General features: G+C 41.6%; 26 protein-coding genes. 16 read left to right on the top strand and 10 right to left on the bottom strand.

Features of this window, described 5'->3' with window-relative positions; genetic code table 11:
• Positions 1–3 precede the first annotated feature (3 nt).
• The gene (locus ACN20O_RS02835; protein WP_491637023.1) at positions 4–681 is read left to right on the top strand and encodes a phosphatase PAP2 family protein; all 678 of its coding nucleotides are present in this window, start codon (positions 4–6) and stop codon (positions 679–681) included.
• Positions 671–2,290: a phosphoethanolamine transferase gene (locus ACN20O_RS02830; RefSeq protein WP_491637021.1), complete on the top strand. Its 1,620-nt coding sequence runs from the start codon at positions 671–673 to the stop codon at positions 2,288–2,290. Before ACN20O_RS02835 ends, ACN20O_RS02830 begins: the two co-directional genes overlap by 11 nt.
• On the opposite strand, the gene ACN20O_RS02825 is transcribed toward ACN20O_RS02830, so the two are convergent.
• Together ACN20O_RS02825 and ACN20O_RS02820 are read right to left on the bottom strand one after the other, a co-directional pair.
• A complete protein-coding gene (locus ACN20O_RS02825) occupies positions 2,291–3,592 on the bottom strand; it encodes a TolC family protein (RefSeq protein ID WP_491637019.1) in 1,302 nt (433 codons plus the stop codon).
• Positions 3,593–3,594: 2 nt separating this feature from the next.
• Positions 3,595–4,182 carry an ABC transporter substrate-binding protein gene (locus ACN20O_RS02820; RefSeq protein WP_491637017.1) on the bottom strand — a complete coding sequence of 196 codons (588 nt, stop codon included), beginning with the start codon at positions 4,180–4,182 and terminating at the stop codon, positions 3,595–3,597.
• A 46-nt stretch (positions 4,183–4,228) separates the two neighbouring features.
• Here ACN20O_RS02820 and ACN20O_RS02815 point away from each other — a divergent pair, with 46 nt between their 5' ends.
• Positions 4,229–6,568, top strand: a complete 2,340-nt coding sequence (locus tag ACN20O_RS02815; protein ID WP_491637015.1) for an efflux RND transporter permease subunit — start codon at positions 4,229–4,231, stop codon at positions 6,566–6,568.
• Positions 6,569–6,572: 4 nt separating this feature from the next.
• On the opposite strand, the gene phhA is transcribed toward ACN20O_RS02815, so the two are convergent.
• On the bottom strand, positions 6,573–7,364 hold the full coding sequence (phhA, locus tag ACN20O_RS02810) for a phenylalanine 4-monooxygenase (RefSeq protein WP_491637013.1): 792 nt from the start codon (positions 7,362–7,364) through the stop codon (positions 6,573–6,575).
• Positions 7,361–7,786: a hypothetical protein gene (locus ACN20O_RS02805; protein WP_491637011.1), complete on the bottom strand. Its 426-nt coding sequence runs from the start codon at positions 7,784–7,786 to the stop codon at positions 7,361–7,363. Before ACN20O_RS02805 ends, phhA begins: the two co-directional genes overlap by 4 nt.
• A 142-nt stretch (positions 7,787–7,928) precedes the next feature.
• Here ACN20O_RS02805 and ACN20O_RS02800 point away from each other — a divergent pair, with 142 nt between their 5' ends.
• The 4 genes from ACN20O_RS02800 (at position 7,929) to ACN20O_RS02785 (ending at position 10,571) form a co-directional block, all read left to right on the top strand.
• Positions 7,929–8,147, top strand: a complete 219-nt coding sequence (locus ACN20O_RS02800; protein WP_491637009.1) for a hypothetical protein — start codon at positions 7,929–7,931, stop codon at positions 8,145–8,147.
• Positions 8,148–8,175: 28 nt separating this feature from the next.
• Entirely contained in the window at positions 8,176–8,373 is a 198-nt protein-coding gene (locus ACN20O_RS02795; RefSeq protein ID WP_491637007.1) for a hypothetical protein, read from the top strand.
• 75 nt (positions 8,374–8,448) lie between these two features.
• Positions 8,449–9,117 (top strand): response regulator transcription factor, encoded by a 669-nt coding sequence (locus tag ACN20O_RS02790; RefSeq protein ID WP_491637005.1) that lies wholly within the window; start codon positions 8,449–8,451, stop codon positions 9,115–9,117.
• A gap of 2 nt (positions 9,118–9,119) precedes the next feature.
• Complete coding sequence (locus tag ACN20O_RS02785) at positions 9,120–10,571, top strand: sensor histidine kinase (protein ID WP_491637003.1); 1,452 nt, start codon at positions 9,120–9,122, stop codon at positions 10,569–10,571.
• Here the strand turns inward: ACN20O_RS02785 and ACN20O_RS02780 are convergent.
• Positions 10,550–11,092: a hypothetical protein gene (locus ACN20O_RS02780; protein WP_491637001.1), complete on the bottom strand. Its 543-nt coding sequence runs from the start codon at positions 11,090–11,092 to the stop codon at positions 10,550–10,552. The genes ACN20O_RS02785 and ACN20O_RS02780 overlap by 22 nt on opposite strands.
• Before the next feature lie 208 nt (positions 11,093–11,300).
• On the opposite strand from ACN20O_RS02780, the gene ACN20O_RS02775 reads away from it, so the two are divergent.
• Both ACN20O_RS02775 and ACN20O_RS02770 read left to right on the top strand, forming a co-directional pair.
• On the top strand, positions 11,301–11,786 hold the full coding sequence (locus ACN20O_RS02775; protein ID WP_491636999.1) for a hypothetical protein: 486 nt from the start codon (positions 11,301–11,303) through the stop codon (positions 11,784–11,786).
• An 8-nt stretch (positions 11,787–11,794) separates the two neighbouring features.
• Positions 11,795–12,508, top strand: a complete 714-nt coding sequence (locus ACN20O_RS02770) for a YceI family protein (protein ID WP_491636997.1) — start codon at positions 11,795–11,797, stop codon at positions 12,506–12,508.
• 30 nt (positions 12,509–12,538) lie between these two features.
• On the opposite strand, the gene tyrS is transcribed toward ACN20O_RS02770, so the two are convergent.
• The gene (gene tyrS / locus ACN20O_RS02765) at positions 12,539–13,810 is read right to left on the bottom strand and encodes a tyrosine--tRNA ligase (protein WP_491636995.1); all 1,272 of its coding nucleotides are present in this window, start codon (positions 13,808–13,810) and stop codon (positions 12,539–12,541) included.
• Between the two features lie 96 nt (positions 13,811–13,906).
• Complete coding sequence (locus ACN20O_RS02760) at positions 13,907–14,323, bottom strand: hypothetical protein (protein WP_491636993.1); 417 nt, start codon at positions 14,321–14,323, stop codon at positions 13,907–13,909.
• 160 nt (positions 14,324–14,483) lie between these two features.
• Here ACN20O_RS02760 and ACN20O_RS02755 point away from each other — a divergent pair, with 160 nt between their 5' ends.
• Together ACN20O_RS02755 and ACN20O_RS02750 are read left to right on the top strand one after the other, a co-directional pair.
• Positions 14,484–14,846, top strand: coding sequence for a thiol-disulfide oxidoreductase DCC family protein (locus ACN20O_RS02755; RefSeq protein ID WP_491636991.1), 363 nt, complete (start codon positions 14,484–14,486; stop codon positions 14,844–14,846).
• 36 nt (positions 14,847–14,882) lie between these two features.
• Positions 14,883–15,884: a cation diffusion facilitator family transporter gene (locus ACN20O_RS02750; RefSeq protein ID WP_491636989.1), complete on the top strand. Its 1,002-nt coding sequence runs from the start codon at positions 14,883–14,885 to the stop codon at positions 15,882–15,884.
• Positions 15,885–15,887: 3 nt separating this feature from the next.
• Here ACN20O_RS02750 and ACN20O_RS02745 read toward each other — a convergent pair whose 3' ends face one another.
• Positions 15,888–16,103 (bottom strand): hypothetical protein, encoded by a 216-nt coding sequence (locus tag ACN20O_RS02745; protein ID WP_133566608.1) that lies wholly within the window; start codon positions 16,101–16,103, stop codon positions 15,888–15,890.
• A gap of 90 nt (positions 16,104–16,193) precedes the next feature.
• On the opposite strand from ACN20O_RS02745, the gene serS reads away from it, so the two are divergent.
• Entirely contained in the window at positions 16,194–17,468 is a 1,275-nt protein-coding gene (serS, locus tag ACN20O_RS02740) for a serine--tRNA ligase (protein ID WP_491636986.1), read from the top strand.
• A gap of 7 nt (positions 17,469–17,475) precedes the next feature.
• Here serS and ACN20O_RS02735 read toward each other — a convergent pair whose 3' ends face one another.
• On the bottom strand, positions 17,476–18,210 hold the full coding sequence (locus ACN20O_RS02735) for a phosphatase PAP2 family protein (protein WP_491636984.1): 735 nt from the start codon (positions 18,208–18,210) through the stop codon (positions 17,476–17,478).
• A 249-nt stretch (positions 18,211–18,459) separates the two neighbouring features.
• Here ACN20O_RS02735 and ACN20O_RS02730 point away from each other — a divergent pair, with 249 nt between their 5' ends.
• Complete coding sequence (locus tag ACN20O_RS02730) at positions 18,460–19,098, top strand: response regulator (protein WP_491636982.1); 639 nt, start codon at positions 18,460–18,462, stop codon at positions 19,096–19,098.
• Here the strand turns inward: ACN20O_RS02730 and ACN20O_RS02725 are convergent.
• Entirely contained in the window at positions 19,070–19,852 is a 783-nt protein-coding gene (locus ACN20O_RS02725; protein WP_491636980.1) for a Rossmann-fold NAD(P)-binding domain-containing protein, read from the bottom strand. The genes ACN20O_RS02730 and ACN20O_RS02725 overlap by 29 nt on opposite strands.
• A 62-nt stretch (positions 19,853–19,914) precedes the next feature.
• On the opposite strand from ACN20O_RS02725, the gene ACN20O_RS02720 reads away from it, so the two are divergent.
• Genes ACN20O_RS02720 through ACN20O_RS02710 form a run of 3 tightly spaced genes read left to right on the top strand, consistent with a single transcriptional unit; the run spans position 19,915 to position 22,358 of the window.
• The gene (locus ACN20O_RS02720) at positions 19,915–20,346 is read left to right on the top strand and encodes a c-type cytochrome biogenesis protein CcmI/CycH (RefSeq protein WP_491636978.1); all 432 of its coding nucleotides are present in this window, start codon (positions 19,915–19,917) and stop codon (positions 20,344–20,346) included.
• Between the two features lie 2 nt (positions 20,347–20,348).
• Complete coding sequence (locus ACN20O_RS02715) at positions 20,349–20,978, top strand: hypothetical protein (RefSeq protein ID WP_491636976.1); 630 nt, start codon at positions 20,349–20,351, stop codon at positions 20,976–20,978.
• 15 nt (positions 20,979–20,993) lie between these two features.
• Positions 20,994–22,358 carry a TldD/PmbA family protein gene (locus ACN20O_RS02710; RefSeq protein ID WP_491636974.1) on the top strand — a complete coding sequence of 455 codons (1,365 nt, stop codon included), beginning with the start codon at positions 20,994–20,996 and terminating at the stop codon, positions 22,356–22,358.
• Positions 22,359–22,366: the final 8 nt, after the last annotated feature.

Here is a 22,366-nt window from a genome sequence, read left to right as displayed (position 1 = left end):
GGCATGACATTTCACAGGCCTCAAAACAAGGAACCACTTTTCCTCATCGCTGGATTAACTCTGGCCATGGTTCTTATTCACAATACAGGCACTGACTTCTGGTTGGCCGGGCATTTCTTCTCAGGCGGCAAGTGGATCTTCCGAGATAATTTTTTTCTGGAAAAAATTCTTCATAAAGGTGGAGTGATTTTTAGTCAGCTTTGCTTATTAACCTTAATAATTTTAAGAGTGAGAGACAGGCAAGATTTGTTCAAGAAACATTATCTTAACGTCGTGCTGATCTCTACGATTCTTTCTATTGTGAGTGTTTTTTTACTAAAGAGAGTGACAACCTTTCCATGTCCATGGAGTTCACAGCCTTTTTTAGGTGGCCAACCTCTGCTTCCTTATAAGATGCTTTTTGCCACTGATTACCCTAAAGGACACTGCTTTCCTGCCGGCCACTCTTCGGGAGGATATGCTTTTTTATCTCTTTATTTCGCTTACACATTCATTTACGGCAAAAGAAATTTTCGCACTTTAATTCCGGGAGTTTTTCTCGGGCTTGTTTTTGGAATAACCCAACAACTTCGCGGTGCTCACTTTCTATCCCATGACCTGGCGACGATTATCGTCTGCATTTTTGTTTCATGGTTTACAATTTGGGGCTATTATTCCTATAGTGATAAAAATGAAACTTAAAACAACGACAACGAAACTTCTACTAATTGTTTCGCTTTTTTTTACACTCTTTTACAATTTCACTTTCTTTAAGAAAGTTCTCGCTGTGTATTCTTTTAGCGGCATGAACATCGTCTTCGTGGCCTCTGTGTTTATTTTTTTATGGGCCGCTATTCACTTATTCCTCACACTCTTACGGGCAAAATTCTATGAGAAGCCATTTTTGATAGTGCTTTTTTTCTTAAGCACTATGGCGGCTTATATGATGGACAGCTTTGGTATCGCTATTGATGATGTGATGCTTTTGAATGTCGTTAAAACTGATGCCAAAGAATCTTTAGATCTTATGACCTGGAGACTTGGGATCTATCTTTTGTTGCTCTTTGTACTTCCTTCACTCGTCGTTTTTTTCACTCAGATAGAATATAAAGATACAAAGACTCAATTGTGGTCCCGTTTTAAAGGCGTGGCCTTGTCGTTGCTGGCGATTATCTTGGTTGTCGCCCCGATGGGAAAATTTTATGCTTCATTTTTTAGAACGCAAAAACCCATCCGCTATTACACCAATCCGACTTATTACCTATACTCGATGGGAAAATTTAGCACCAGTTTCGTAAAAAATCCTCAAAAGGAATTGGAAGCTCTAGGAAGGGATTCCATTATTCCAGAAGGTGATCCAGACAGAGAGCTTATTATTTTAGTTGTGGGTGAGACGGCCAGAAGAGATCATTTTTCACTTAATGGGTATGAAAAAGAAACAAACCCGCTTCTTAAAAAAGAAAACGTAGTGAGTTTTACGAACGTGACTTCATGTGGAACTTCAACCGCGGTGTCAGTCCCTTGTATGTTTTCTCATTTTGGACGCAGAGACTTTAGTGTTGATAAAGGAATTGGGACAGAGAATCTTTTAGATGTATTGTCTCATACAAAAGCTGTGAATATTCTCTGGAGAGATAATAACTCTGACTCAAAAGGAGTCGCTAAGAGAATTAAGTACGAAGACTACAAATCATCATCGACTAATACCATTTGTGATCCAGAGTGCCGCGATGTGGGTATGTTGGTGGGACTTCAAGAGTATATTGATAAAGTTAAAGAACAGGACGTGTTGATTATTCTTCACCAGATGGGAAATCACGGCCCGGCCTATTACAAACGTTACCCAAAGGAATTTGAAGTTTTTACACCTGTCTGTAAAACAAATGAACTTTCAAAATGCACGAACGAAGAAATCAGCAATGCATATGACAATGCTATTCTTTATACTGATTTTTTCCTTTCGAAGGTTATCGAGTTATTAAAAGCAAACAGTCACAACTTCAATACTGGAATGCTCTATATAAGTGACCATGGAGAGTCGTTAGGTGAAAATGGAGTGTACCTTCATAGTATGCCTTATATGATCGCTCCTAAGGCGCAGATTGAAGTGCCAATGATTATGTGGTTTGGAGGCCACATGGCACGCGAAACAAATTATGTGGGGCTTCGTCGCTTAACAAATGAGCCATACTCACACGATAATATCTTCCATACTATTTTAGGAATGATGGAAGTGAGGTCATCGGCCTACGTTCCAGAGTTGGATATTCTCCACGGGATTCACATTCAACCGGAAATTCAGAAAAAATAATTATTTGAGGGCAGGATCGAACTCTGCACCGGCCTCGTAAGAGAGCTCGGCCAGTTTTAGCTCGTAGTTATAAACAGCTTCAACGAACTGTTGATAAACCTGTGCCTTGAGAGTGTAAGACTCAATGATGTCTTTTGCAGGAGTGATCCCAAGAGCAACGCCTGAAGCGATGTTGTTTAAAAGTTTTTTAGATGTCTTATAAGACAGCTCCAATTCGCTGGCCTTCTTTTGCGCTTCCACTAGGTCTAAGTAGATTTTTTCCATTTGAATGGGAAGATTTTTAATGGCGAAGTTTTGTTGCGCCTTAACTGTTTCAAGTTCAATGCGTGCATTGCTAATGTTGCTCGACTTTATACCAAAATCAATATCCCAGATAAGGCCAATGCCGATAGAAAAATCCGATTTATTATATGGGTCGTAAGCGAACTTAGAGGTCTGTTCTGTCGAATGCGGAGTATTCTTCCAGTCAAAAGATGAAAAAAGTCCAATCACCGGGAGTTGAGATTTTTTCTCACCTGTTAAGAATTTTGTTTTAGCCTCGACGCCAAGATTTGCTCTTTGTAAATCGATGTTGGTGTTGCCCAGGTTTTTATTGATTGATTCAAGAGTCGGGACTTCTCTTTGATTGAATTCAATCCAGTCTTGTTCAACAGTCGGATTGTCGTCTTGAGAAATGAATTTTAAACCAAGCAGGGCCTGGGCCAAAGCTTTCTCAATTTCATATTTTTTTACCTGAGCAAGAGAACGGAAAAGAATCAGCTTGGTCAGGTCTTCGTTTTTCGCTTTTTTATTGTCTTTCATATCGGCGATGACTTCATCCAGGTCCTTAAGTGTTGAACCGGCAAAATCATTGAGGCTGGCTGCATATTGGTATCCGTAGAAATACTCTTTTACTTTTTTTATCAGCGTTGCCTGCTTTTTTTGCACTTCAAGTTCTTTAACTTTCAGGTTGCCTTGAGCGGCTTCATGTATGTCTTTTTCGCGATTGAAAGCATAAATAGGAATCTTAAGTTGGATTTCCGCCATGTATGTATAAGTATCAATGCGGCTAGATTGTTGTGAAGAAAGTGGGGTTCCAGTCACTGATTTGTTAGGACCGATGCCGCTGACTAACGAAAGCTTTGGGCGGAATTCACCATCGATGCGATCAAAAAGTACATTGGCCTTGTCGACTTCAAATTGCTCAATTTTTACTTCTGGGTGAACTTTTGCTTTTTCAATAAGCTCTTTCAACTGATAAGGCTTGGCCTCAGCAGCTGTAAGAGTGAAAAGCGATGTGAAGAAAAAAAGAGTTTTTAACATCGTTATGATTTCTTCTTTTCGTTAAGGGCCTTTACGCGTTTATTGATCATATCTTTAACGCCTGCCCATCCTTTTTCTTTAAGAGTTTTTGTCATTTTGTCATTGATCGTTTTTACCCACGATTCATCGTCGATTGAAACGTCGATCACTTTCCAGTCGTTACCGCTTTTTACCAACTGGTAACTAACGTCTGTTTTTTCACCTTTTTTAGCAACTGTTGAAGGAACTGTTGCTTTATTGCCATCAACTAAAGTCGACTTATAAGTGATTTTTACACCTTGAAGAAACTCTGGAGCTTTAGGGTAAACTGTCTTGGTAATGATTTCTTTAATGCTGTCTTCAAACCACTTCAAATCGGCGGCCGATCTTTTGTTGGCTTCACTTCCTAGGATGTTCATCGACATTTGTTTAAAGTCGAAATGAGAGTCCAGTTCGCTTTTTGTTTTTGGGTTGTTAAGTGGGTTTTCTTTTTGAGCGAGAGAGAAAATATTTTGGATTAAAACTTCCGGTGCTGCCTCTGTTTGGGCTTTGACGAATAGGGGAACTAAAAGTAAAAAGGTGAAAATAATCTTCATAGATTTTGCCTTCATAAAATTATAATTTTTATGGGGTCAATATAGAAACAAAAGGGTGCTAATGTCTATCCTAAAATGGAATTTAAAGAATATTTATATCCTGCCCATTATTGCTTTGATTTTAAGCATTTGGGGAGCCTTACAGGCCCCTAAATTGAAAGTAAACATGGACCTTTCAGGGCTTCTCTCAGACACCAACCCGGCCGTTGTAGAGATGAACCACGTTTCAGAGATCGTTGGGGGTGGGGGTTACCTGATTGCTCTAGTGGGGCCGATGGCCTCGCCGGAAAAGAAACTTCCACAAATCACTGAGGCCATTAAAGACATCCCACATATCAAATACTCTTACTACGAGCGCGAAACATACGCACTTAAAGACAAAGCGCTTTACCTGATCAGTAAAAAAGAATTCAAAAAACTCAACGAACACGCCCTGGTCCTTTTTTCTGATAAAAAAGTCGACACAACGGGATTGGACCTTTTTGATGAAGGAGACAATTCAGAAGATGTGGCCGAAGCAAAAAAGTTTTTTGAAACCTTAAGAAAGACTGTGCCCCAGGATCGCTATTTTTTATCGCAAGATAAACTCTACGCCATGCTGTTAATTAAGCCTGACTTTGGTTCAACGGATTTGGAGTCGAGTGAAGCACTGGTGAAAAAAGTGGAAGAGGCCATCAACAAATTGAGCGGCCCAAAAATCCCTTATCACTTGAGTGGGCGTTATGTTGAAAAGATCCAGGATAAAGAGCAATTTGACCGCGATATTGCCAAAACGTCGATTATTTCGACTGTGCTTTTGATTATTGTTCTTTTCTTTGGTTTGGGCTCGATGAGAGCTGGATGGTTTACTCTGGCCGGAGTCTTCATGGCCATGGGACAAACAGTGGGGTTAGCTTATCTCATTGTTGGGCGAATCAATATTCTTACCGGGTTCTTGCTGGCGATTCTTTCAGGTCTTGGGTCTGAGTACGGGATTCACTTCGTGCGCCGGTATTTCAAAGAAAGACAGCATGGCAAAGACCGCGACTCGGCGATTGAAGAAACATACCTGGTCATGGGGCGCTCGCTTTTTTCTGCGGCCATCACTTCGGCCTGTGCCTTTTTCATTCTTTCGATTTCAGACTTCCGCGGTTTTTCTGAGTTAGGGATGATTGCCGGACTTGGGGTGGTTTGTATTTATTTTACTTTCATGTGTATTTTTCCACTCGGGGCACGCCTTCTACCGCATAAGACGGAAGGGCATATTCAAGAGAAATTCTCGCGCTTCTTCTACGCTTTTCCGTTTAAGACGAAGTACATTTATTGGTATGCTCTGCTGATTCCTATCATGGGATACGGAATTTATAACGCTTACTTTGAATTTGATTTTGAAAGGCTACATAATTTCTCAAAAAAAACTCAGGAGATCAATAAACTCACTGACGATCTTTACGGAAGGGCCATCACACCTTCGGCCATTCTGACTCGCGATATGGAGCAAGTAAAATCTCTGGAGTCATGGTTAAACAACGACGAAAACTCCCACGTCGTTCATCAGGTTATTTCTTATAACACTCTGGTGCCTGATGATATGCAGAGTAGATATAAGCGCATTCAGAAAATTAAAGCAGAAGTCGACAAGATTTCACCGGAAGAGCTGGAAGAAAAATCTGGAATGAAATACAACCAGGTTCAAAAATGGCTGACGACAAAACCTTATGGAGACGAACTTGTTCCTAAATCATTGGGAGACAACTTCGGCCCGGATAAAAACATTCTCCTGGTTTTCCCTAAAGAAAGACAAGGGACTTATGACAATATCAATCGTTATGCTGAAGTTCTGTTAAAAGCAAAAAAACTTTTTCCGGGAATGGAAGTTGGCTCTGATACATTGGTCTTCTCGGCCATCTTAAATCACATTATCGAAGACGGAAAAATCGTTTTAGTGCTTTTCTTAGTCGGAGCTTTTTTTGTGTTCTGGCCGGATTTTAAAAGCATTCGTTATGCCATGATTCTGGAAGGGCAGCTGGTCATTGGATGTCTTTTCCTGATTGCCTTAATGGGATTAGTGGACGAGCCGTTTACGATTCTAAACGTGGCGATTATTCCGGCGGTGCTCGCGGCAGGAATCGATATGGGGGTTCACCAGATTCACGATGAGATCGAACATCAGGGGCAACCACTTCGCTGGGGGAAAAAGCGCGGAGAGGCACTTTCTGCGGCCAAGAGAATTTCAGGTCCGGTGCACATGGGGATGTTGACATCGATCTGTGGGTTCGGGGCGCTTCTAACCGCTGAAGCCAAAATGCTTCAAGGGGTAGGATGGATTTCCATCATGGGACAAGTCGCAATGTACCTGGTGTGTATGGTTCTTTTCCCGACGATCAAAGATTATATTTACTCTTTTAGAAACGGAAAATAATCTTTTACTCTTTCTTTTTCTTCTCGAATTTCGGTGGAAAGTCGGGAAGTAAAAAAGACTCTTGGGCCATCTTGAGCGGATCGAGTGAGATCAACTTGAAGAGGTCCTCAAAACTATTAATCACATAATAAATGGGCTGAAGGATATCGATACGAAACGGTGTCCTCAGCGCATCCATTGGGTCCAAAGGATGTCTTTCAGCAATGTCACTTTCCACTGAGTAGATGACTTCTGATTTCGACGAGAGGATTCCTCCGCCGTAAGCTTTCATTTGTCCGTCTTCTTTAATCAAACCAAATTCAATAGTAAACCAGAAGAGGCGAAACATACGCATCTGGGTCTTTCGGTCTGCTTTTAAAGCGAGCTTCCCATATTGATGCATGAATTCAGCGTAAGGAGCGTTGGTCAGAAGAGGGCAGTGTCCGAAGAGCTCGTGAAAAACATCCGGCTCTTGGATGTAGTCGATATCTTCTGGAGTGCGGATAAAGTTTGCTGCCGGAAATCTTTTTTTAGAAAGCAGAGTGAAAAATTGTTCCGGTTGAATGAGCGCTGGAACAGGCTCTACTCCCCAGCCGGTATGCTGGGAGAGGATGTCGGTAATTTCAAAATGCTGAGGAATATGATCGCCAAATTTAAGATGATCAACACCTTTTAAAAACTCTTTTGAAGCGCGGGTTTTAACCAGCTCTTTTTGCCTGTTTAATAAAAAATTCCATGTGTCGTTTTCGGTTTGCGAGTAATGGGCACGTCCTTCATGATCCAGAGGGAGTGATTCATATACGTGCTTTTTTTTCATGACAATTCTCGCTTGTAGATAGGACGCCTAAGGGAAAACATCGCCAGAAGCGCAGGGTAGAGTAGTTTATCCATCAGGACATTTCCGGTAGAGAAATCGATATCGTCGATGATGACGCATTCATTTTCCCCAGTCTTTTTAATTTTATGAATATGAGTCCAGCTTTTTATGGGAGCTGGTGTGACGACGCCGCGGTCGATGAAATAAATTTCACTATCATCCTGGTAAAAATCAGTGATGTGACTGACCCATTTCTTTCCAGAGACTATGAGGTGAACTTGATCGCCTTTTTTGCAGCCATCAAATCGTTCAACTTCCAGGCTTACGGCCGGTGGTTTGAGCTTTTTAAATAGCTCCAGGTCAAAGCGTGCAAAGACGGATTTATAGTTTTTGGCGATAGGTGTTTGGATAGTTAATTTCATTGATTGTTTCTCGGCAAAAAGGGTCAAAAAGTGAATTTTTTCAAGGATTAATACGGATGATTTTGATCAGGTATGGACGAGATTAAAATTTTTTAATCTCAGCTAAATCTCTTTTTAATGTTTGGCGCCGATACTATAGGACATGAAAACGATACTCATGTTTATCTTCACCGTTTTTGTGGCCATCGCTCTCGGAGAGGATTCGTCACAAAGAGCTTTCCCTGGGGGAAGCAAGATGCGTGAAAGCAAGAGTACCAAGGCCTACAAGAAAGCGAAAGAGGCGTGCCTGAAAGGCGACTCTGAGCTTAAGGGCAAAAAATTGACCGAGTGTATTGTTAATTATCAAAAGGAAGCAAAATAATTTGCTTCTCATATACCTAGGGAGTGTTATGAAATCTTTACTATTAATCGCTATGACTATCGTTTCAGTTTCTGCTTTTGCTGAGCACCATGAAAAAGACGCTCACAAAGCTGCTATGGAAGCTTGTGCAAAAGAACACAAAGGTGACAAAGCTAAAATCGAAGCTTGCGTTGCTGAAAAAACAAAAGCTCCAGCTGCAGAAGCTGCTCCAGCTCCAAAAAAATAGTCTCCACATAAATTTTGGACATTATTCAGGGGAACTCATTGAGTTCCCCTTTTTGAATCTCTATACTCTATAACCATGAGAATATTAATTGTTGAAGACCAGCCGAAAATGGCAAGCTTTATCAAAAAGGGTCTAGTGGCCCAAGGGTACATGGTTGATGTATCTGAAACAGGATCAGGGGCCGAGAGTCTGGTTTGTGAAAACGAATACGACCTTGTCGTTCTTGATGTCAATCTTCCCGATCAAAACGGAATGGACACTGCCAGACATTTAAGACGTGATGGCTATCGCATGCCGATTCTTATGTTGACGGCACTTTCAACAACCAAAGATAAAATTAACGGACTTGATTCAGGTGCAGATGACTATCTGACAAAGCCTTTTGAATTTGAAGAGCTTCTCGCTCGTATCAGAGCGCTTCTAAGAAGAAACCATGGAACAGAGAGTTCGAAGCTTCGTTTCGGCGATATCGAATTAGACCTGGTTCAAAGAAAAGTGGTGAGAAGTCAGAAAGAAGTGACATTAACTGCAAAAGAATTTTCTCTGCTTGAATACTTTTTGCGCAACCCGGAACGTCCGATTACCAGAGTGGAAATCAGCGAACATGTCTGGGACGTTAATTTCGACACCAACACCAATGTTATTGATGTTTACATCAATATGTTGAGAAAAAAAATCGACACACCTTTTGACAAGAAAATGATCCATACCATGGTTGGGTATGGTTATATCTTAAAAGAGTAGCTATGTTTTTTTGGCAGAAGATCAGTTTAAAACTGAGACTGAGTTTGCTTTTCGGTCTCATTTTTACCGGTATGTTATCGGGCTTCTGTTATATTCTTTACACACAATTCTCCAAGCTTCAAATCGCCGAATTCGACACTAGTTTATATAACTACGCTGTTGACGTGGCCGAGTCTCTGGATGTGGATAAATACGGCGATGTCGAGTTTGACTCGAACATTTTAAAACTCAATGAAAAGATCCTGCCGTTCACTTTAAAAAACAGTTTTATTGCGGTGATGGATATTAACGGCAATGTTATTGAGACCAGACCTCATCTGCATGAAACACAAATTTCCCGCCTGAATGAAGGCATCGTCGCCCGCGTCCTGAAAAATGGAGCGAGCTTTTCAACCATGGTGAATGAAAAAGTTCCTTACAGAGTGATTAACTACTTATTACCGGTGTTGCAAAAAGATACACCGCTCATTCTTCAGATCGCTGTGCCTGAAACAGATTTTCTAGTGATTAACCGCAATCTGGTAAAGTTTTTTTATATCAGTGTCCCGGTCATGCTTTTGGTTTCATTAATGATTGGTTATTTTTTCGTCGGGCGCGCCTTAAGACCGATGATGATGATCATTGCAAAAACCAAAGAGATTGAAGTCACAAACCTGGAAGAGCGCGTACCAGTCCCTCAAAGCAAAGGGGAGATCTGGCAGCTGGCCGACACCATCAACCACCTTTTAAGCCGATTGAATGAAGCTTTTGATGCCCAGGATAGATTTATTCAGGATGCTTCTCACCAGCTCAAAACTCCACTGGCCATTATGAAGGGAGAGCTGGAAGTTTTTATTTCTGAAAAACGCTCTGAAGCCGAGATGACTCGCTTTATGGAAAGCATTGCTCAGGAGATTAACTTCCTGACAAAGTTAACCAACAACCTTCTAATCCTTGCCCGTGTCGATAGTGGGGCCAGCAATTTAACCTTCACTAAAAACCGTGTGGATGAAGTGGCCCTGGCCCAGGTTTCGAGGCTTTCAAAGCTTGCAAATATGAAGAAGATCTCTCTACATCTGGATTTCGATTCATTTTATCAGGCCTCGGAAGATGAGCTCTCAATTATGTGCGACCGCGATTTACTGGGAGTGCTTTTTTACAACCTGATTGAAAATGCCATTAAGTATTCGCCAGAGTCTTCAACGGTGACAATAACAGGAGAGAGCAAAAAAGGGATGCTCAGCGTGCGCGTTTCCGATGAAGGAGAGGGCATTGAAGAAGCAGACTTGGAAAAGATCTTCAGTCGCTTTCACCGCTTGCAAAGCACAGCTACAAAAGCTCAAGGTAGCGGCTTAGGGCTTGCCATCTGTAAAGTTGTTGCAGACTCTCTGGGCGCACGTATCTATGCCACTAGAAACGAAGGCCCAGGTACATCCTTTGTTTTTGAAATTAATCAGGCAGCTTTCGGGCGATAGAAGCACTTAATTTTATCATTGCTATACAGGGTAGAAAATGGCCCAAGCCATGAGTCTTCCTGCACGTGAAAGACGATCTTGTGATCTGTCTTTGGTGTGTTCTTTAAAAACGTCTTCGGGAAAAGTGCCAGAGGTGAGCTCTCGAAGTGGAATTCAATTTTTTTATCAGAAGGAATTTTTCCAGAGTAAAGAGCGGCCAGGCAAATGTAGGCTCCGTAATCGTGAGCGTGAACAATGATTTTATCTGATTTGCACTTAGAGATACTTTCCACAAATTCCTGAGCATCAACGTTTAAAGCAAACGGATTAATGTGGCGGTAGTTGTTCAGCATTTTTCTATGGCGAGATGAAAGTTGTTTTTTTTCATCCGGGTTAAGATTTAAAAAATCGAATGAGGACATGATCGTTTGATCAAAGCTCATTTCCAGGGGCTCAGCGTAGTAGGACATCAATGTTTTTTTAGTGGCAAAAGAGTCAGCAGAAAAGAAAATCTTGCCTTTGAAGTTAGAAGACTTGTTCATTGAGGGTCCTTTTGCTGTGGTTGATTAGGGTCTGTTCCCTAATATTAAACCCTTTCGGTTGGAGACCTTTAAACTTGAATAAAAAACTCTCATTTCTTAGGAGTATTAAGCACTTGATAGGTTAGCAATTTTTTTTGTTTAGTGCCCATATTATGCCCCAAAACCGCCCTTTTGTTATTGCACCAAAGTCTCTATAATAAGGGGCACTATGAAGAGATTTTTAACTACTAAGTTTTTCATTGCCGTCATTTTTTTCTGCATTGGTTTTCTAACGAATCATATATTGACCAAAATAAACCGCATGCCGGTTCAAGTGGTGAAGTCGGAAGATCGATTTCCAGTTAACCCGGATGATTTTGATCACGAGAAGATGATGGACACTATCTCGCGCATGCAGGAAGACAGCATGGATATGAGAGGGGCGAGTACGCTGGGGATTATCTCGCAAAGAGAAGATAATAAAAACGTTTATTACGATATTCCGCTAAGGGGTGATGACGGCACTAACCACAAACTCAATGTGGAAATTAAAGACGGCATGATCAAAATTAGCGAAGACATTAAAGACAATTCTAATGGCGTCCTGGAGACTTCTTCTGAGCGCATGTTCACGATTGCTCCTGGACTGGATGCTGATAAAGCAGAAGTGATCAATCAAAAAGATAAGATCGTTATCCGCATCCCTAAAAAATAAGGAAAGACATGAAATACTTAACTCTCTTTTTTGCAATGGCCCTCACTTTCTCTGCTCAGGCAAAACAATTTGAGCTGATTAAAGAACACTCGCGCATCGGTTTTGATGTGGATTACATGATGATGACGAAAGTTGAAGGACAGTTTAAAGACTACCGCGCCTTTTTTGAATTAAATGATAAGGAAGACACACTCTCAAACGTTAGAGTGGAAATCGTCGGTGAGAGTGTCGATACCAATGATGGGAAAAGAGATTTTCACTTAAAGGGGCATGAATTCTTTTTTGTGGCCAACTATCCGGAGATCACGTTTAAGTCTGCTGGCCCTGTAAAAGTGGCGACCGGACAGAAATTTAAAATCACCGGAGACTTAACTCTTCGTGGAGTGACGAAATCTGTGACTCTTGATGGATTGTATAAAGGAAAATTAAAAGACCCTTGGGATAAAGAAAACTATTTTTTTACTCTTAGTGGTGAACTTAATCGCAAAGATTTCGAGATCGTCTGGAACAAACAAATGGATGCTGGTGGGGTTTTAGTAGGAGATGCTGTTCGCCTAACGATCGTTGTTCAGGCGCAGGTATTAGGAGAGAAAACACCTTTTTCAACTCACATGGTTCCTAACACTAAAGCTATCCAGGAAAGAAATGATTTAAAGAGAGGGAAGATTAAGAAGCTGACTACTCCGACAGATCCGAATGATCACAAAGCACCAAAGAAGTAATAAAAAAGGCCGCGAAATGCGGCCTTTTTTTTAAGCAAATTTAATCACGCAATAATTCTTTTTACCTTTTCTGATAACCATACAAGTTTCACTCGCAAGGTGAGACTCGTTAATCGCCGTCGTCATCTCTGGCATCGTATCATTATTGAGGTAAACACCTTTTTGCTCAACCGATCTTCTTGCTTCACTCTTACTTGGAAAAAGTGGAGTTTTTGCTAAAAGGTCAAGTAAAGGAATCCCGGCCTGAAGTTCAGCACGCGGAAGTTCAACTGAAGGAACGTCTTTAAAGATCGCCGTCAGGTCTTTATCTTTTAGGTTGGTGATCTTTTCACCAAAGAAGATTTTTGTCGCGTTTAAAGCGGCATTTAGGCCTTCTTCGCCGTGAACGAGCTTCACCACTTCACTTGCCAGCACTTTTTGAGCTTCACGCAGGTGAGGCTCATTAACCGTCTTAGCTTCAAGGGCCGCGATTTCATCAAGTGAGAGGAACGTAAAGTACTTCAGGTACTTCACAACTGACGCGTCTTCGCTGTTAAGCAGGTATTGGTACATTTGGTATGGAGATGTCATTTCCGGGTCAAGGTAGATTGCTGTCCCACCTTCAGATTTTCCGAATTTATTTCCGTTTGAATCAGTTACCAGTGGAATAACTAAACCGTACACCTGGCGTCCATCCATTTTACGAGTGTAATCGATACCCGCAGTGATGTTACCCCATTGATCGCCTCCACCCATTTGCAGGATGATGTCGTGATTTAGTGACAGGTGACGGAAGTCGTAAGCTTGAAGCATTTGGTAGCAGAACTCTGTAAAGCTTAGCCCCACTTCTGATTCAAGTCTTTTCTTAACTGATTCCTTGGCGATCATTTCAGAAATCCTGAATTTCTTACCAACGTCTCTTAGGAATTCCAGGAAAGAGAATTTCCCCATCCAATCGTAGTTGTTAACCATGATCGCTGGATTTTCTCCGTCGAATTTTAAAATTTTCTGAAATTGTTTTTTCTGCGCTTCAATGTTTTCTTTGATTACTTCTTCTGTCAGAAGAACGCGCTCAGTGCTTTTTCCTGAAGGGTCACCGATCATACCAGTAGCGCCACCCAGAAGAACATAAGGTTTATGTCCTGCGTTTTGGAAACGTTTCATGGTGATGATGGCAAAGAGGTTACCAATCTGAAGCGACTTAGCCGTCGGGTCATAGCCGATATAAAAAGAAATTTTCTTAGTGTTTAAGAGTTCTTTTAATTCCGGGTTCGACACGTCCGCGATGAGTCCGCGGTCTTCTAGTTCTTGGTAAAAATTCATCTGGATAATCCTTTTCTTAGGTGAGTCAGAATTATCGCAGAAAAAGCGCAATAAGAGAATCCTGTAGACAGGATTCTCTTAAATTTTATGAGTTAGTTATTTTAAAAATGTTTGTAAATCGCTGATTAAGGTATCTAAACGCTTAGAGTAATTTTGTAGAGTGGCGTAGTCAGGTTGAATTTCTTTTCTCGCCAGAGCTTCGCGGTCTTCACGGATGCCTTGTAGACGGGCCACGAACCCTACGTGAGCGTATTCGGCCTCTTCGCGAACGCTATCGTTACCAACAGACACTCTTTCCTGGGCCCTGTTGGCAACTAGTACGATAAGAGCTCCTGCTTTTTGTTGTTTCTGGTCGATGCCATTTTCCATGTCTCTTAGCCAAAGAGATTCGGCCGCCTGGATTTTTCCTTCAGTGATATCGCGTTCGATCTCACGGTCGACTTGAACGTCATCCTGAGCAAATAACGGAGTGGCCAGGACCATGGACATTGTTAAGATGAATAGCGATTTCATAAAGAGTCTCCTCGAAATATACTTAGTGCTTTACAGCTGTTTAAACTTTAGACACCGAGATCGTTTGCAAGCCCTCTTAAGAAGGTTAATCAATATAAGTGAGCGTGCTTATACCTAGTCATAGTGCACTGATGGTGCCAAAATAGAGGAGGGAGTCAAAATGGATAAGGTCGTTTTTTATGATGGGGATTGTGGGTTATGCCAGCGCTCGGTAAGGGCCTTGGTTTCTCTCGACTCTAAAAAAGAACTGCTCTTTGCACCTCTCAATGGCGAGACCTATAAGACTGAAGTCGGTGGGGAAAGTGATATGAGCACGGTGGTGTTTCTTTCTGATGGGAAATTGTTTTACAAGAGTGATGCTGTGATTGAAATTGGCAGACGCTTAGGGGGCGTGAAATCCTTATTACTTTTATTAAAACTTATCCCGCGTTTTATCCGCGACACTGTCTATAACTTCATTGCTAGAAACCGAAAAAAAGTTTCATGTGTCATACTCCCTAGAGATCAGCGATTTTTAAAGTAAAAGACATTTTCCCTGGGAATTTGCTATAATCATTTTATGGCAAATCATCATCCAAAAATTAATCACGAAGAAAGAAAGTTTTTACCAGCACTCTCGCTGGTTATCGGTATCATTTTACTTAGTTTAAAATTTTACGCTTACCACTTAACCGGATCGCAGTCAGTTTTCTCTGATGCGCTGGAGAGTATTGTTAACGTCGTTGCTGGATTCATTACATTGGTGGTGATTGTTGTGGCAGCAAAGCCCGCGGATGAAGACCATCCTTACGGTCATGGAAAAGTAGAGAGTATGGCCGCGACCTTTGAAGGCGGTGCGATCACTCTTGCCGGTATCTTGATTATCATCCAGTCGATTCAGATTTTTTTCCATGGTGCTCATGTTGAAGAAGTCAACGCCGGTCTGGCGTTGATCGTTTTAACAGGAGTGATCAATGGAATTTTGGGATTCATTCTCAAGCTACAAGGGAAACGCCATCACTCAGAGGCCATGCTCTCTAGCGGAGCCCACTTAATGGGGGATGCCCTTACGAGTATTGGAGTTCTTCTCAGTTTATTGATTGTTAAATTTACCGGTGCCCAATGGGTGGACCCCGTGATCGCAGGATTCTTTGGAACTGTTTTATGTATTCAGGGAACGAGGATTCTTATTCGTTCGGGGAATGTTCTTTTGGATGCTCACGATCAGGAATTGTTGCAATTAGTGGCCGGACTTTTTGAAAAAAATTATGTCCCGGGCGTTATTGATATTCACTACACGCGCATAATTAAAAGTGGACCTTTCCACCATATCGAATGCCACATGGTTATTCCTGAATTTTGGTCAGTGGCCGAAGGCCATACTTTCAGTGAAAACTACGAGCAGAGTATTTTAAAAGAATACCCGGTGGAAGCAGAAATCAGAATCCATTTAGATCCTTGCCGTAAAGTGTATTGTGAAAATTGTGAACTGGCGGATTGTCCGATCAGGCAAAGACACTTTATTAAGAGAGTTCCTTTAAACAATCTCGATGAAGTGACTTCACCCACTGAAAGCAGATAAATTCTACTTCTTAGTTCCTTGAACTTTTAGATTAATCGCTTGCTCGTACTGCTTTAAGATATCAGCATCGAGTTCTGTTTTCTCAATTGATTTAATAGATTTCATTGAAGCTTTCATTTCATCACAAGCGTGAATTCCACCATCACCATTGATCGGACGGTTTCTTCCACCTTCCTTCATCCAGGTAATTTCTCTGCTACAAAATTTACAACGTGCCACGGGGAATCCTTGTGTTTTTCCTATTAAAACTTGCCAAAATAAGGCAAAATAGGAAGCATTAAACTCTCACCAGTATACCAAGGGACCACTATGCTAGATATTAAATTCATCAGGGAAAATTCTGACATCGTAAAGAACGCTTGTAAGCTTAAGAACGTCGCACTTGATATTGATCAATTGCTGGCCCTAGATAAAGAAGTTTCATCCCTAAAGACTGAGGAACAAAATCTTTTAACGCAAAAAAACGGAATAACAGCGAAGATTCCTAAGGCTTCACCTGATGAACGCCCAGCGCTTATCGCTGAGAGTAAGGCCCTTGATGAAAAAGTAAAGGCCCTTAAGCCGCGCGCAGAGAAGGCCGAGGAAGAGCTTAAGACGCTTATGTATCTTACGCCGCAAATCCCTTCGCCAAAGGCCCCAATTGGAAAAGACGACAACGATAACGTTGAAGTAAAAAAAGCAGGAGTGCTTCCAAAGTTTGATTTCACTCCACTTGATCACGTTCAAATCTTAGAGAAAAACAACTGGGCCGATTTTGAAAGAATCGCCAAAGTTTCTGGTTCTCGCTCATACTCACTAAAAAATGAAATGGTTTTGGTTGAGCTAGCAATGCACAGACTTGCTATGGATAAACTAATGCAAAAAGGTTTCACTGTTGTTTCAGTTCCAGCATTCGCTCGCGAAGAAGCACTATACGGAACAGGACACTTTCCAAACGGAAGAGACCAGGCTTATTACATTCCAGAACAAAACATTTACTTAGCGGGAACAGCAGAAGTTCAAATCAATTCTCTTCACGCAGGAGAGATTTTAAAAGAAGCAGAACTTCCCATTCTATACGCGGGTTATTCTCCATGCTTTAGAAGTGAAGCTGGGTCATACGGACGCGATGTACGTGGTTTAATCCGAGTTCACCAGTTCATGAAAGTAGAGCAGTTTATTTACTGTAAAAACGATCCTGCTGAGTCTGAAAAATGGCACAAGATCCTGCTTGAGACATCTGAAGAAATCGTTCAGGACCTTGAGCTTCCATACAGAGTTGTTGAATGTTGTACGGGAGATATGGGAGCAGGTAAGGTGCGCATGTTTGACGTTGAAGCATGGGTTCCATCTGAACAAAAATACAGAGAGACTCACAGCTGTTCAGCTCTTCACGACTGGCAGTCGCGCAGAACTCAAACTCGCTACAGAGACAATGACAACAAAGTTCAATACGTTCACACTTTAAACAACACGGCGATTGCGACTCCAAGAATCCTGGTGCCTTTTTTAGAGAACCACCAGCAAGCTGATGGCTCTGTAAAGATTCCGGCCAAACTTCAGCCGTATTTAATGGGTATGACGGTGATCGGTAAAAAGAACTAAAAGAAAATTAAAATTCACCAACCAAGGCCAGGCCTTTCGTGTTCCAGTCAAAGATTGGGACAATTGTAAGGCCTCTCTCTTTCTCACCATTGTCTTTTTTTGCCTTATCTAAATTAGCAATCCCAAGCCCGTATGAAAGTCCAATAGTCGCTCCGGCAAGAACGTCGTGCAGGAAGTGGCGGTTGTCATTGATTCGGCTGATACCTACAAAAGTTGAAAGCGCAAGTGCGGGAGTTCCCCATGCCCAGCCATGTTCGCCTAAGACATATCCACTAAAAGCAAAAGCAGTTGTCGTGTGTCCTGAAGGAAATGAGTTTTTATCTTTGTGTCCGTTAATGGGACGAGGTTCTCTGATTGTGTACTTTAAAGCAGTCGTTACGCCTGAAGCGTAGGCAGAGGCCTTAAGCATTCCAATCGCTCTTCTGTATCCTTCGGGATCTCCATTGACTCCGGCCAGAGATTGACCAAGAGCATAGATGGCGTTTGGCAAGAGCTGTCCAGAGAGGTCACCGAATTTTGAAAGTGATCCTAGTGGTTTGTCGTTAGCGACTTCGTTTTGAGTGTAATCGACAATAGAGTCTTCCAGTAAAAGAACGGTAAGAGTCAGTCCTGTTCCGACCATTAGAACATTTCGTGCTGAAGTCGTAAAAGGAGAAAGGGCCTCGTCTTTAAAATTGGTGGTGTCCCAGGCAAATGAATTGGAAGAAATAACAAGTAAGAGGGCAGGGAGCAGTTTTCTCATCTTTAATCCTTAAAAATGGTAGTGATTAAACTCTATCTGTATTGGAATAAAACTCAATAAGTTGTTCTGTAAATATATTGTATTAATACCCAATTGAACTAAACCTCTGCGGGATTTAACTGCCGAAGTTAAAGACTCGGCTACTTCTATCCTTTTGAAATATTGTGAGAGGAATATTTCCTATAAAAAACCCAAAATACAAATAGGATATATTTAAACTTTTGTATGTTATTAACCGAAAAGTTGGGCATGAGTATCAGAATCCTGGTTGTGGATGACGACCAAATCAATTCAAGAATTTTATCACAAAGGCTTATGAAAAGAGGCTTCAACGTGACGTGTGTGGAATCAGGCAGAGATTGCCTTGAGGCACTTCAAGGCGACACACCTGATTTAATCCTTCTTGATATCGTTATGCCGGAAATGACAGGGCTTCAGGTCCTGCAATACGTGCGTACGGTGTATTCATCAATTGATATCCCTATTATCATGGCGACTGCTAAAACAGACGTTGCTGATATTGTAGAGGCGCTTAAGCTTGGTGCTAACGATTATATCCAGAAGCCGGTTAACATTGATATCGCAGAAGCGCGTATTAATTCTCAAATCAATGCTGTAAGAAATTACCGTGAGGCCATGGAGAAAAGAGAAGTTGAATCAATCAACTCTCTGATTGCAACATACAACCATGAAATCAACAATCCTCTAACGATTGCCTTTGGGCTTCTAAGAAAAGCGAAGAAGGAAGCAAGTACAGAGTACTTCGATCGCATTGGAGACGCTCTTCAACGTGTTACTAATATCGTAAAAGAAATCGAACGCATTACTTCCAAGAGACAAGAGGAGTCTGATCAAGACGTCACTCAGAAGATTTATAAAATTCGCTAGGATTTTTATAATGAATCTGCAGAAGAGTTTTGGATTTCTGATTAGAGATCTTAGTTTCTTTTAACCCCTTATCACTTTCAGCATACTCCGGCAGAGGCAGAGAGAGTTTCTGGGCCATATCCAGGTAATAATCGCGCTTAGTGATTCGCAAATCGCTGATGATGTTAAGGGTTTGTCCCCACATTTCTGTCTCAATGATTTTTGTAATAGCGCTCACACAATCGTCTTGATGAGCAAGGTGTAGAAACTCACCACCGGTTTTAATATCTTTTTTTCCTGCCAGAAAATAGACGGGGTGGCGCTTTTCTCCGTAGAGACCGCCCAGGCGTAAAATAACGGCATTCTTAAAGCGAGCTCGCAGATACTCTTCCGTTTGTGCCAGAAGCGGAGACTGAGTGTTTTCCGGGTCAATCGGAGTGTCTTCATCTACACTTCCCATGTTTTTTCCATACACAGATGTCGAGCTGGTGAAAATAATTTTTTTATCGGTTGGGAGATGATCAAAGAAATTTTTAACAGCGACAAAGGGAAGAGGTGGAATGGTATAAACGACAACGTCGGCCTTAAGAATCTCTTCGTTGAAAGGGTCCTGGATTAAATCAAAAGTGATGTAAGAAATCCCTTCACTTTGAAATTCAGGTGACTTGTCGCTGGCCGTAGTGACGGTGAGAGTGTGCCCTTTAGACAAAAGTGTTTTTGCCAATGGTTTTCCTAACCAGCCGCACCCAATCAAGCATAAATTTTTGTTCTTCATTTGATTAGCTCCTGTCTTCATACTATCATTGGTGCATCTTTTATCCCATAAGGAGTTTGACCATGAGAAGTCTTTTTTTAGCTGCCTTTTTATCTATTGCAACACTAACTAACGCTCACGCTTACACTGACCCAAAAGTTGGTGGAATGGTGACATTAAAAAAAGGACTGGAAAAAAAGATCACTAAAAATGGTGTACTTTTTATCTTCGCAAAACAAGCTGGGCCGGATTCAGGGCCAAACGATAGGACTCCACCTGTTGCAGTTATCAAAGTTGATAGACCAACTTTTCCTCAGGCCTTTGTGATCACACAAAAAAACGTGATGATTCCTGGTGCTGATTTTAAAGGACCTCTTCACGTAATTGCCCGTTACTCACCATCTGGTGATGCTCTTAATAAAGCAGGAGCGATCGAAGGGATGGATCCAAAGTTTCCTTCAACAGATTTAGGAAATAAAAATCTTAATATCGAACTGAACGTGGAACTTAAGTAAGAGTGGATTTCTCATTATTTCCAAGCAAAGAAGAATGGGGAAGTGGAGACGAAGCGATGGACAACAAGCTGTCCATCGCTTTAAGAAAAGTCCAGGAGAACCCTTCGATAGCATCTATTAGTGAGTTTTATTTTAATGGACTCACACTCAAGCCCCGCGCTTACAATCCGTCTTTTCACGTTACCATTGAATTTGTCACCAAAGCTTTTCTATCTGGGCTTTATCCGGACGAAAACAACGATCAGCTCATGCATAAGATTAAAGGGGATTACTTTAATAAAAAGAAAGTGTCTTTCCAGTTGAATGACAGTGAAGACATTGTCTCTGAGCTTAAAAAGAAAGGGAGCTTCCGTTATAAAGGTGAGATTGATTTTTATCTTCACCGCCAGGTTCCAGAGGAAAGAAACCCTTTTGTGCGCACTCCTTTGAAGCGCGCAAATCTTGACTTGCATACTAAGATAATTATGAAGGACTTTAAATTCTACTTAAATGGAGAAAAAGACGAGTCTCATCACATTGAACCTCTCTTTCGCGCCTTGCGCGCCAAAGACCAAGTGCTTTTCATCGAAAATTTTGCTGAACTCTGGTATCATGAGGGACAGATTTTTTCACTTCCCTTATTTGAGAATTAATCACAGGAGAGACCTATGGATATCAAGAATGTCTTAGATAGATTAGATCTAAGAAAGTTTCCTTGTCACTTTGTCGACGTAAGAATTGAGCGCACGCAATCGAGCAGCTTTCTTTTTCAAAACGGCGAACTGGTTGCGGTCAGTGAAAGACCAGTCCTAGGTGCTTTTGTTCGCGTTCATCACCATGGAGCGTGGTTTTATTCTTCAACAACGGCCGTCAGTGCATTGGCAGATGAGATCACAAAATTAATTAAGCAAGCTGAGGCAGGCCCTCATGCTTCTGGTGTTTATGCGCTTCCAGCTAACAATGGGGCCCATCACCTGATTAATAAAACGAAACATGCTTTTTCTAATATCTCACTTGAAGACAAAGTGAAGATGGGGGAAAAGTATCTTCCGCTAATTAAAAAAATTGATAACCTGAAGGATTCAAGAATCAGGTACACCGATGTGTACAAAGAAAAATTCTACAAGTCTTCTGTGGGGACAGAGTTCTCTTACGATTTTAACCAGGCCGGTTTTGCTTTTGGGGCCACATTAAAAAAAGGTGAAGAGCTCTTTGAGGATGGCTTCAGGCTTTATGCAACCGAATTTAATTCGTTCCAGAACCTGGAGAGCGATATCCTGAATTACTTTGTTGAAGCTCAAAAATTCCTGAGCGCAAAGACAATCACGCCTGGAAAATATAAGGTCGTTCTTTCTCCGGAAATCACTGGAGTGTTCACTCACGAATCTTTTGGCCACAAATCTGAAGCGGACTTCATGATGGGGGACCCCGAAGCGACAAAAGAATGGAAACTGGGAAGCACGATCGCAGCTCCTTGTTTATCTATTGTTGATACAGGTGTTCACGACAACACATCGGGATACTGTCCGATTGATGATGAAGGAACATTAGCTCAGAAAACGTACTTGATTAAAGATGGTGTCTTAACCGGGCGTCTGCACTCAACTCATACGGCAAACGTGCTTGAAGAAAAACCAACAGGAAACGCCAGAGCGATGAACTTTGAGTACGAGCCTATTGTACGCATGACTTCAACATATATTGAAGGTGGAAAAGTTCCGTTTAAAGAGCTGCTGACAAAAGCAGAGGGTGGGGTTTACTTCTATAATTTCAAACACGGTTCTGGTGGAAGTACTTTTACGATTGCACCAATCAGGGCCTACATGATCAGAAATGGAGAATTGGCAGAACCTGTTCGCGTTTCAGTTCTTTCGGGTTCAGTGTTTGAAACACTAAAACAAATCGAAGCTTGTGGGGATGATTTCCACCTTGAAAGCTCTGCCTTTGGCGGATGCGGGAAAATGGAGCAGTGGCCACTTCCTGTGGCCGATGGTGGACCTTCGATTCTCGTTAACGAAATGCAGATCAGCTAAGGAAGGAG

Source organism: Bacteriovorax sp. As-1, assembly GCF_058446905.1.
Note: the sequence above shows the minus strand (reverse complement) of the source record. Positions and strands in the feature narration are given on the sequence as shown.

Bases quoted from the DNA above. Each gene is read 5' to 3' on its own strand.
- ACN20O_RS02835 (WP_491637023.1), top strand. From the start codon at position 4: ATGACATTTCACAGGCCTCAAAACAAGGAACCACTTTTCCTCATCGCT.
- ACN20O_RS02830 (WP_491637021.1), top strand. From the start codon at position 671: ATGAAACTTAAAACAACGACAACGAAACTTCTACTAATTGTTTCGCTT.
- ACN20O_RS02825 (WP_491637019.1), bottom strand. From the start codon at position 3,592: ATGTTAAAAACTCTTTTTTTCTTCACATCGCTTTTCACTCTTACAGCT.
- ACN20O_RS02820 (WP_491637017.1), bottom strand. From the start codon at position 4,182: ATGAAGGCAAAATCTATGAAGATTATTTTCACCTTTTTACTTTTAGTT.
- ACN20O_RS02815 (WP_491637015.1), top strand. From the start codon at position 4,229: ATGTCTATCCTAAAATGGAATTTAAAGAATATTTATATCCTGCCCATT.
- phhA (WP_491637013.1), bottom strand. From the start codon at position 7,364: ATGAAAAAAAAGCACGTATATGAATCACTCCCTCTGGATCATGAAGGA.
- ACN20O_RS02805 (WP_491637011.1), bottom strand. From the start codon at position 7,786: ATGAAATTAACTATCCAAACACCTATCGCCAAAAACTATAAATCCGTC.
- ACN20O_RS02800 (WP_491637009.1), top strand. From the start codon at position 7,929: ATGAAAACGATACTCATGTTTATCTTCACCGTTTTTGTGGCCATCGCT.
- ACN20O_RS02795 (WP_491637007.1), top strand. From the start codon at position 8,176: ATGAAATCTTTACTATTAATCGCTATGACTATCGTTTCAGTTTCTGCT.
- ACN20O_RS02790 (WP_491637005.1), top strand. From the start codon at position 8,449: ATGAGAATATTAATTGTTGAAGACCAGCCGAAAATGGCAAGCTTTATC.
- ACN20O_RS02785 (WP_491637003.1), top strand. From the start codon at position 9,120: ATGTTTTTTTGGCAGAAGATCAGTTTAAAACTGAGACTGAGTTTGCTT.
- ACN20O_RS02780 (WP_491637001.1), bottom strand. From the start codon at position 11,092: ATGAACAAGTCTTCTAACTTCAAAGGCAAGATTTTCTTTTCTGCTGAC.
- ACN20O_RS02775 (WP_491636999.1), top strand. From the start codon at position 11,301: ATGAAGAGATTTTTAACTACTAAGTTTTTCATTGCCGTCATTTTTTTC.
- ACN20O_RS02770 (WP_491636997.1), top strand. From the start codon at position 11,795: ATGAAATACTTAACTCTCTTTTTTGCAATGGCCCTCACTTTCTCTGCT.
- tyrS (WP_491636995.1), bottom strand. From the start codon at position 13,810: ATGAATTTTTACCAAGAACTAGAAGACCGCGGACTCATCGCGGACGTG.
- ACN20O_RS02760 (WP_491636993.1), bottom strand. From the start codon at position 14,323: ATGAAATCGCTATTCATCTTAACAATGTCCATGGTCCTGGCCACTCCG.
- ACN20O_RS02755 (WP_491636991.1), top strand. From the start codon at position 14,484: ATGGATAAGGTCGTTTTTTATGATGGGGATTGTGGGTTATGCCAGCGC.
- ACN20O_RS02750 (WP_491636989.1), top strand. From the start codon at position 14,883: ATGGCAAATCATCATCCAAAAATTAATCACGAAGAAAGAAAGTTTTTA.
- serS (WP_491636986.1), top strand. From the start codon at position 16,194: ATGCTAGATATTAAATTCATCAGGGAAAATTCTGACATCGTAAAGAAC.
- ACN20O_RS02735 (WP_491636984.1), bottom strand. From the start codon at position 18,210: ATGAGAAAACTGCTCCCTGCCCTCTTACTTGTTATTTCTTCCAATTCA.
- ACN20O_RS02730 (WP_491636982.1), top strand. From the start codon at position 18,460: ATGAGTATCAGAATCCTGGTTGTGGATGACGACCAAATCAATTCAAGA.
- ACN20O_RS02725 (WP_491636980.1), bottom strand. From the start codon at position 19,852: ATGAAGAACAAAAATTTATGCTTGATTGGGTGCGGCTGGTTAGGAAAA.
- ACN20O_RS02720 (WP_491636978.1), top strand. From the start codon at position 19,915: ATGAGAAGTCTTTTTTTAGCTGCCTTTTTATCTATTGCAACACTAACT.
- ACN20O_RS02710 (WP_491636974.1), top strand. From the start codon at position 20,994: ATGGATATCAAGAATGTCTTAGATAGATTAGATCTAAGAAAGTTTCCT.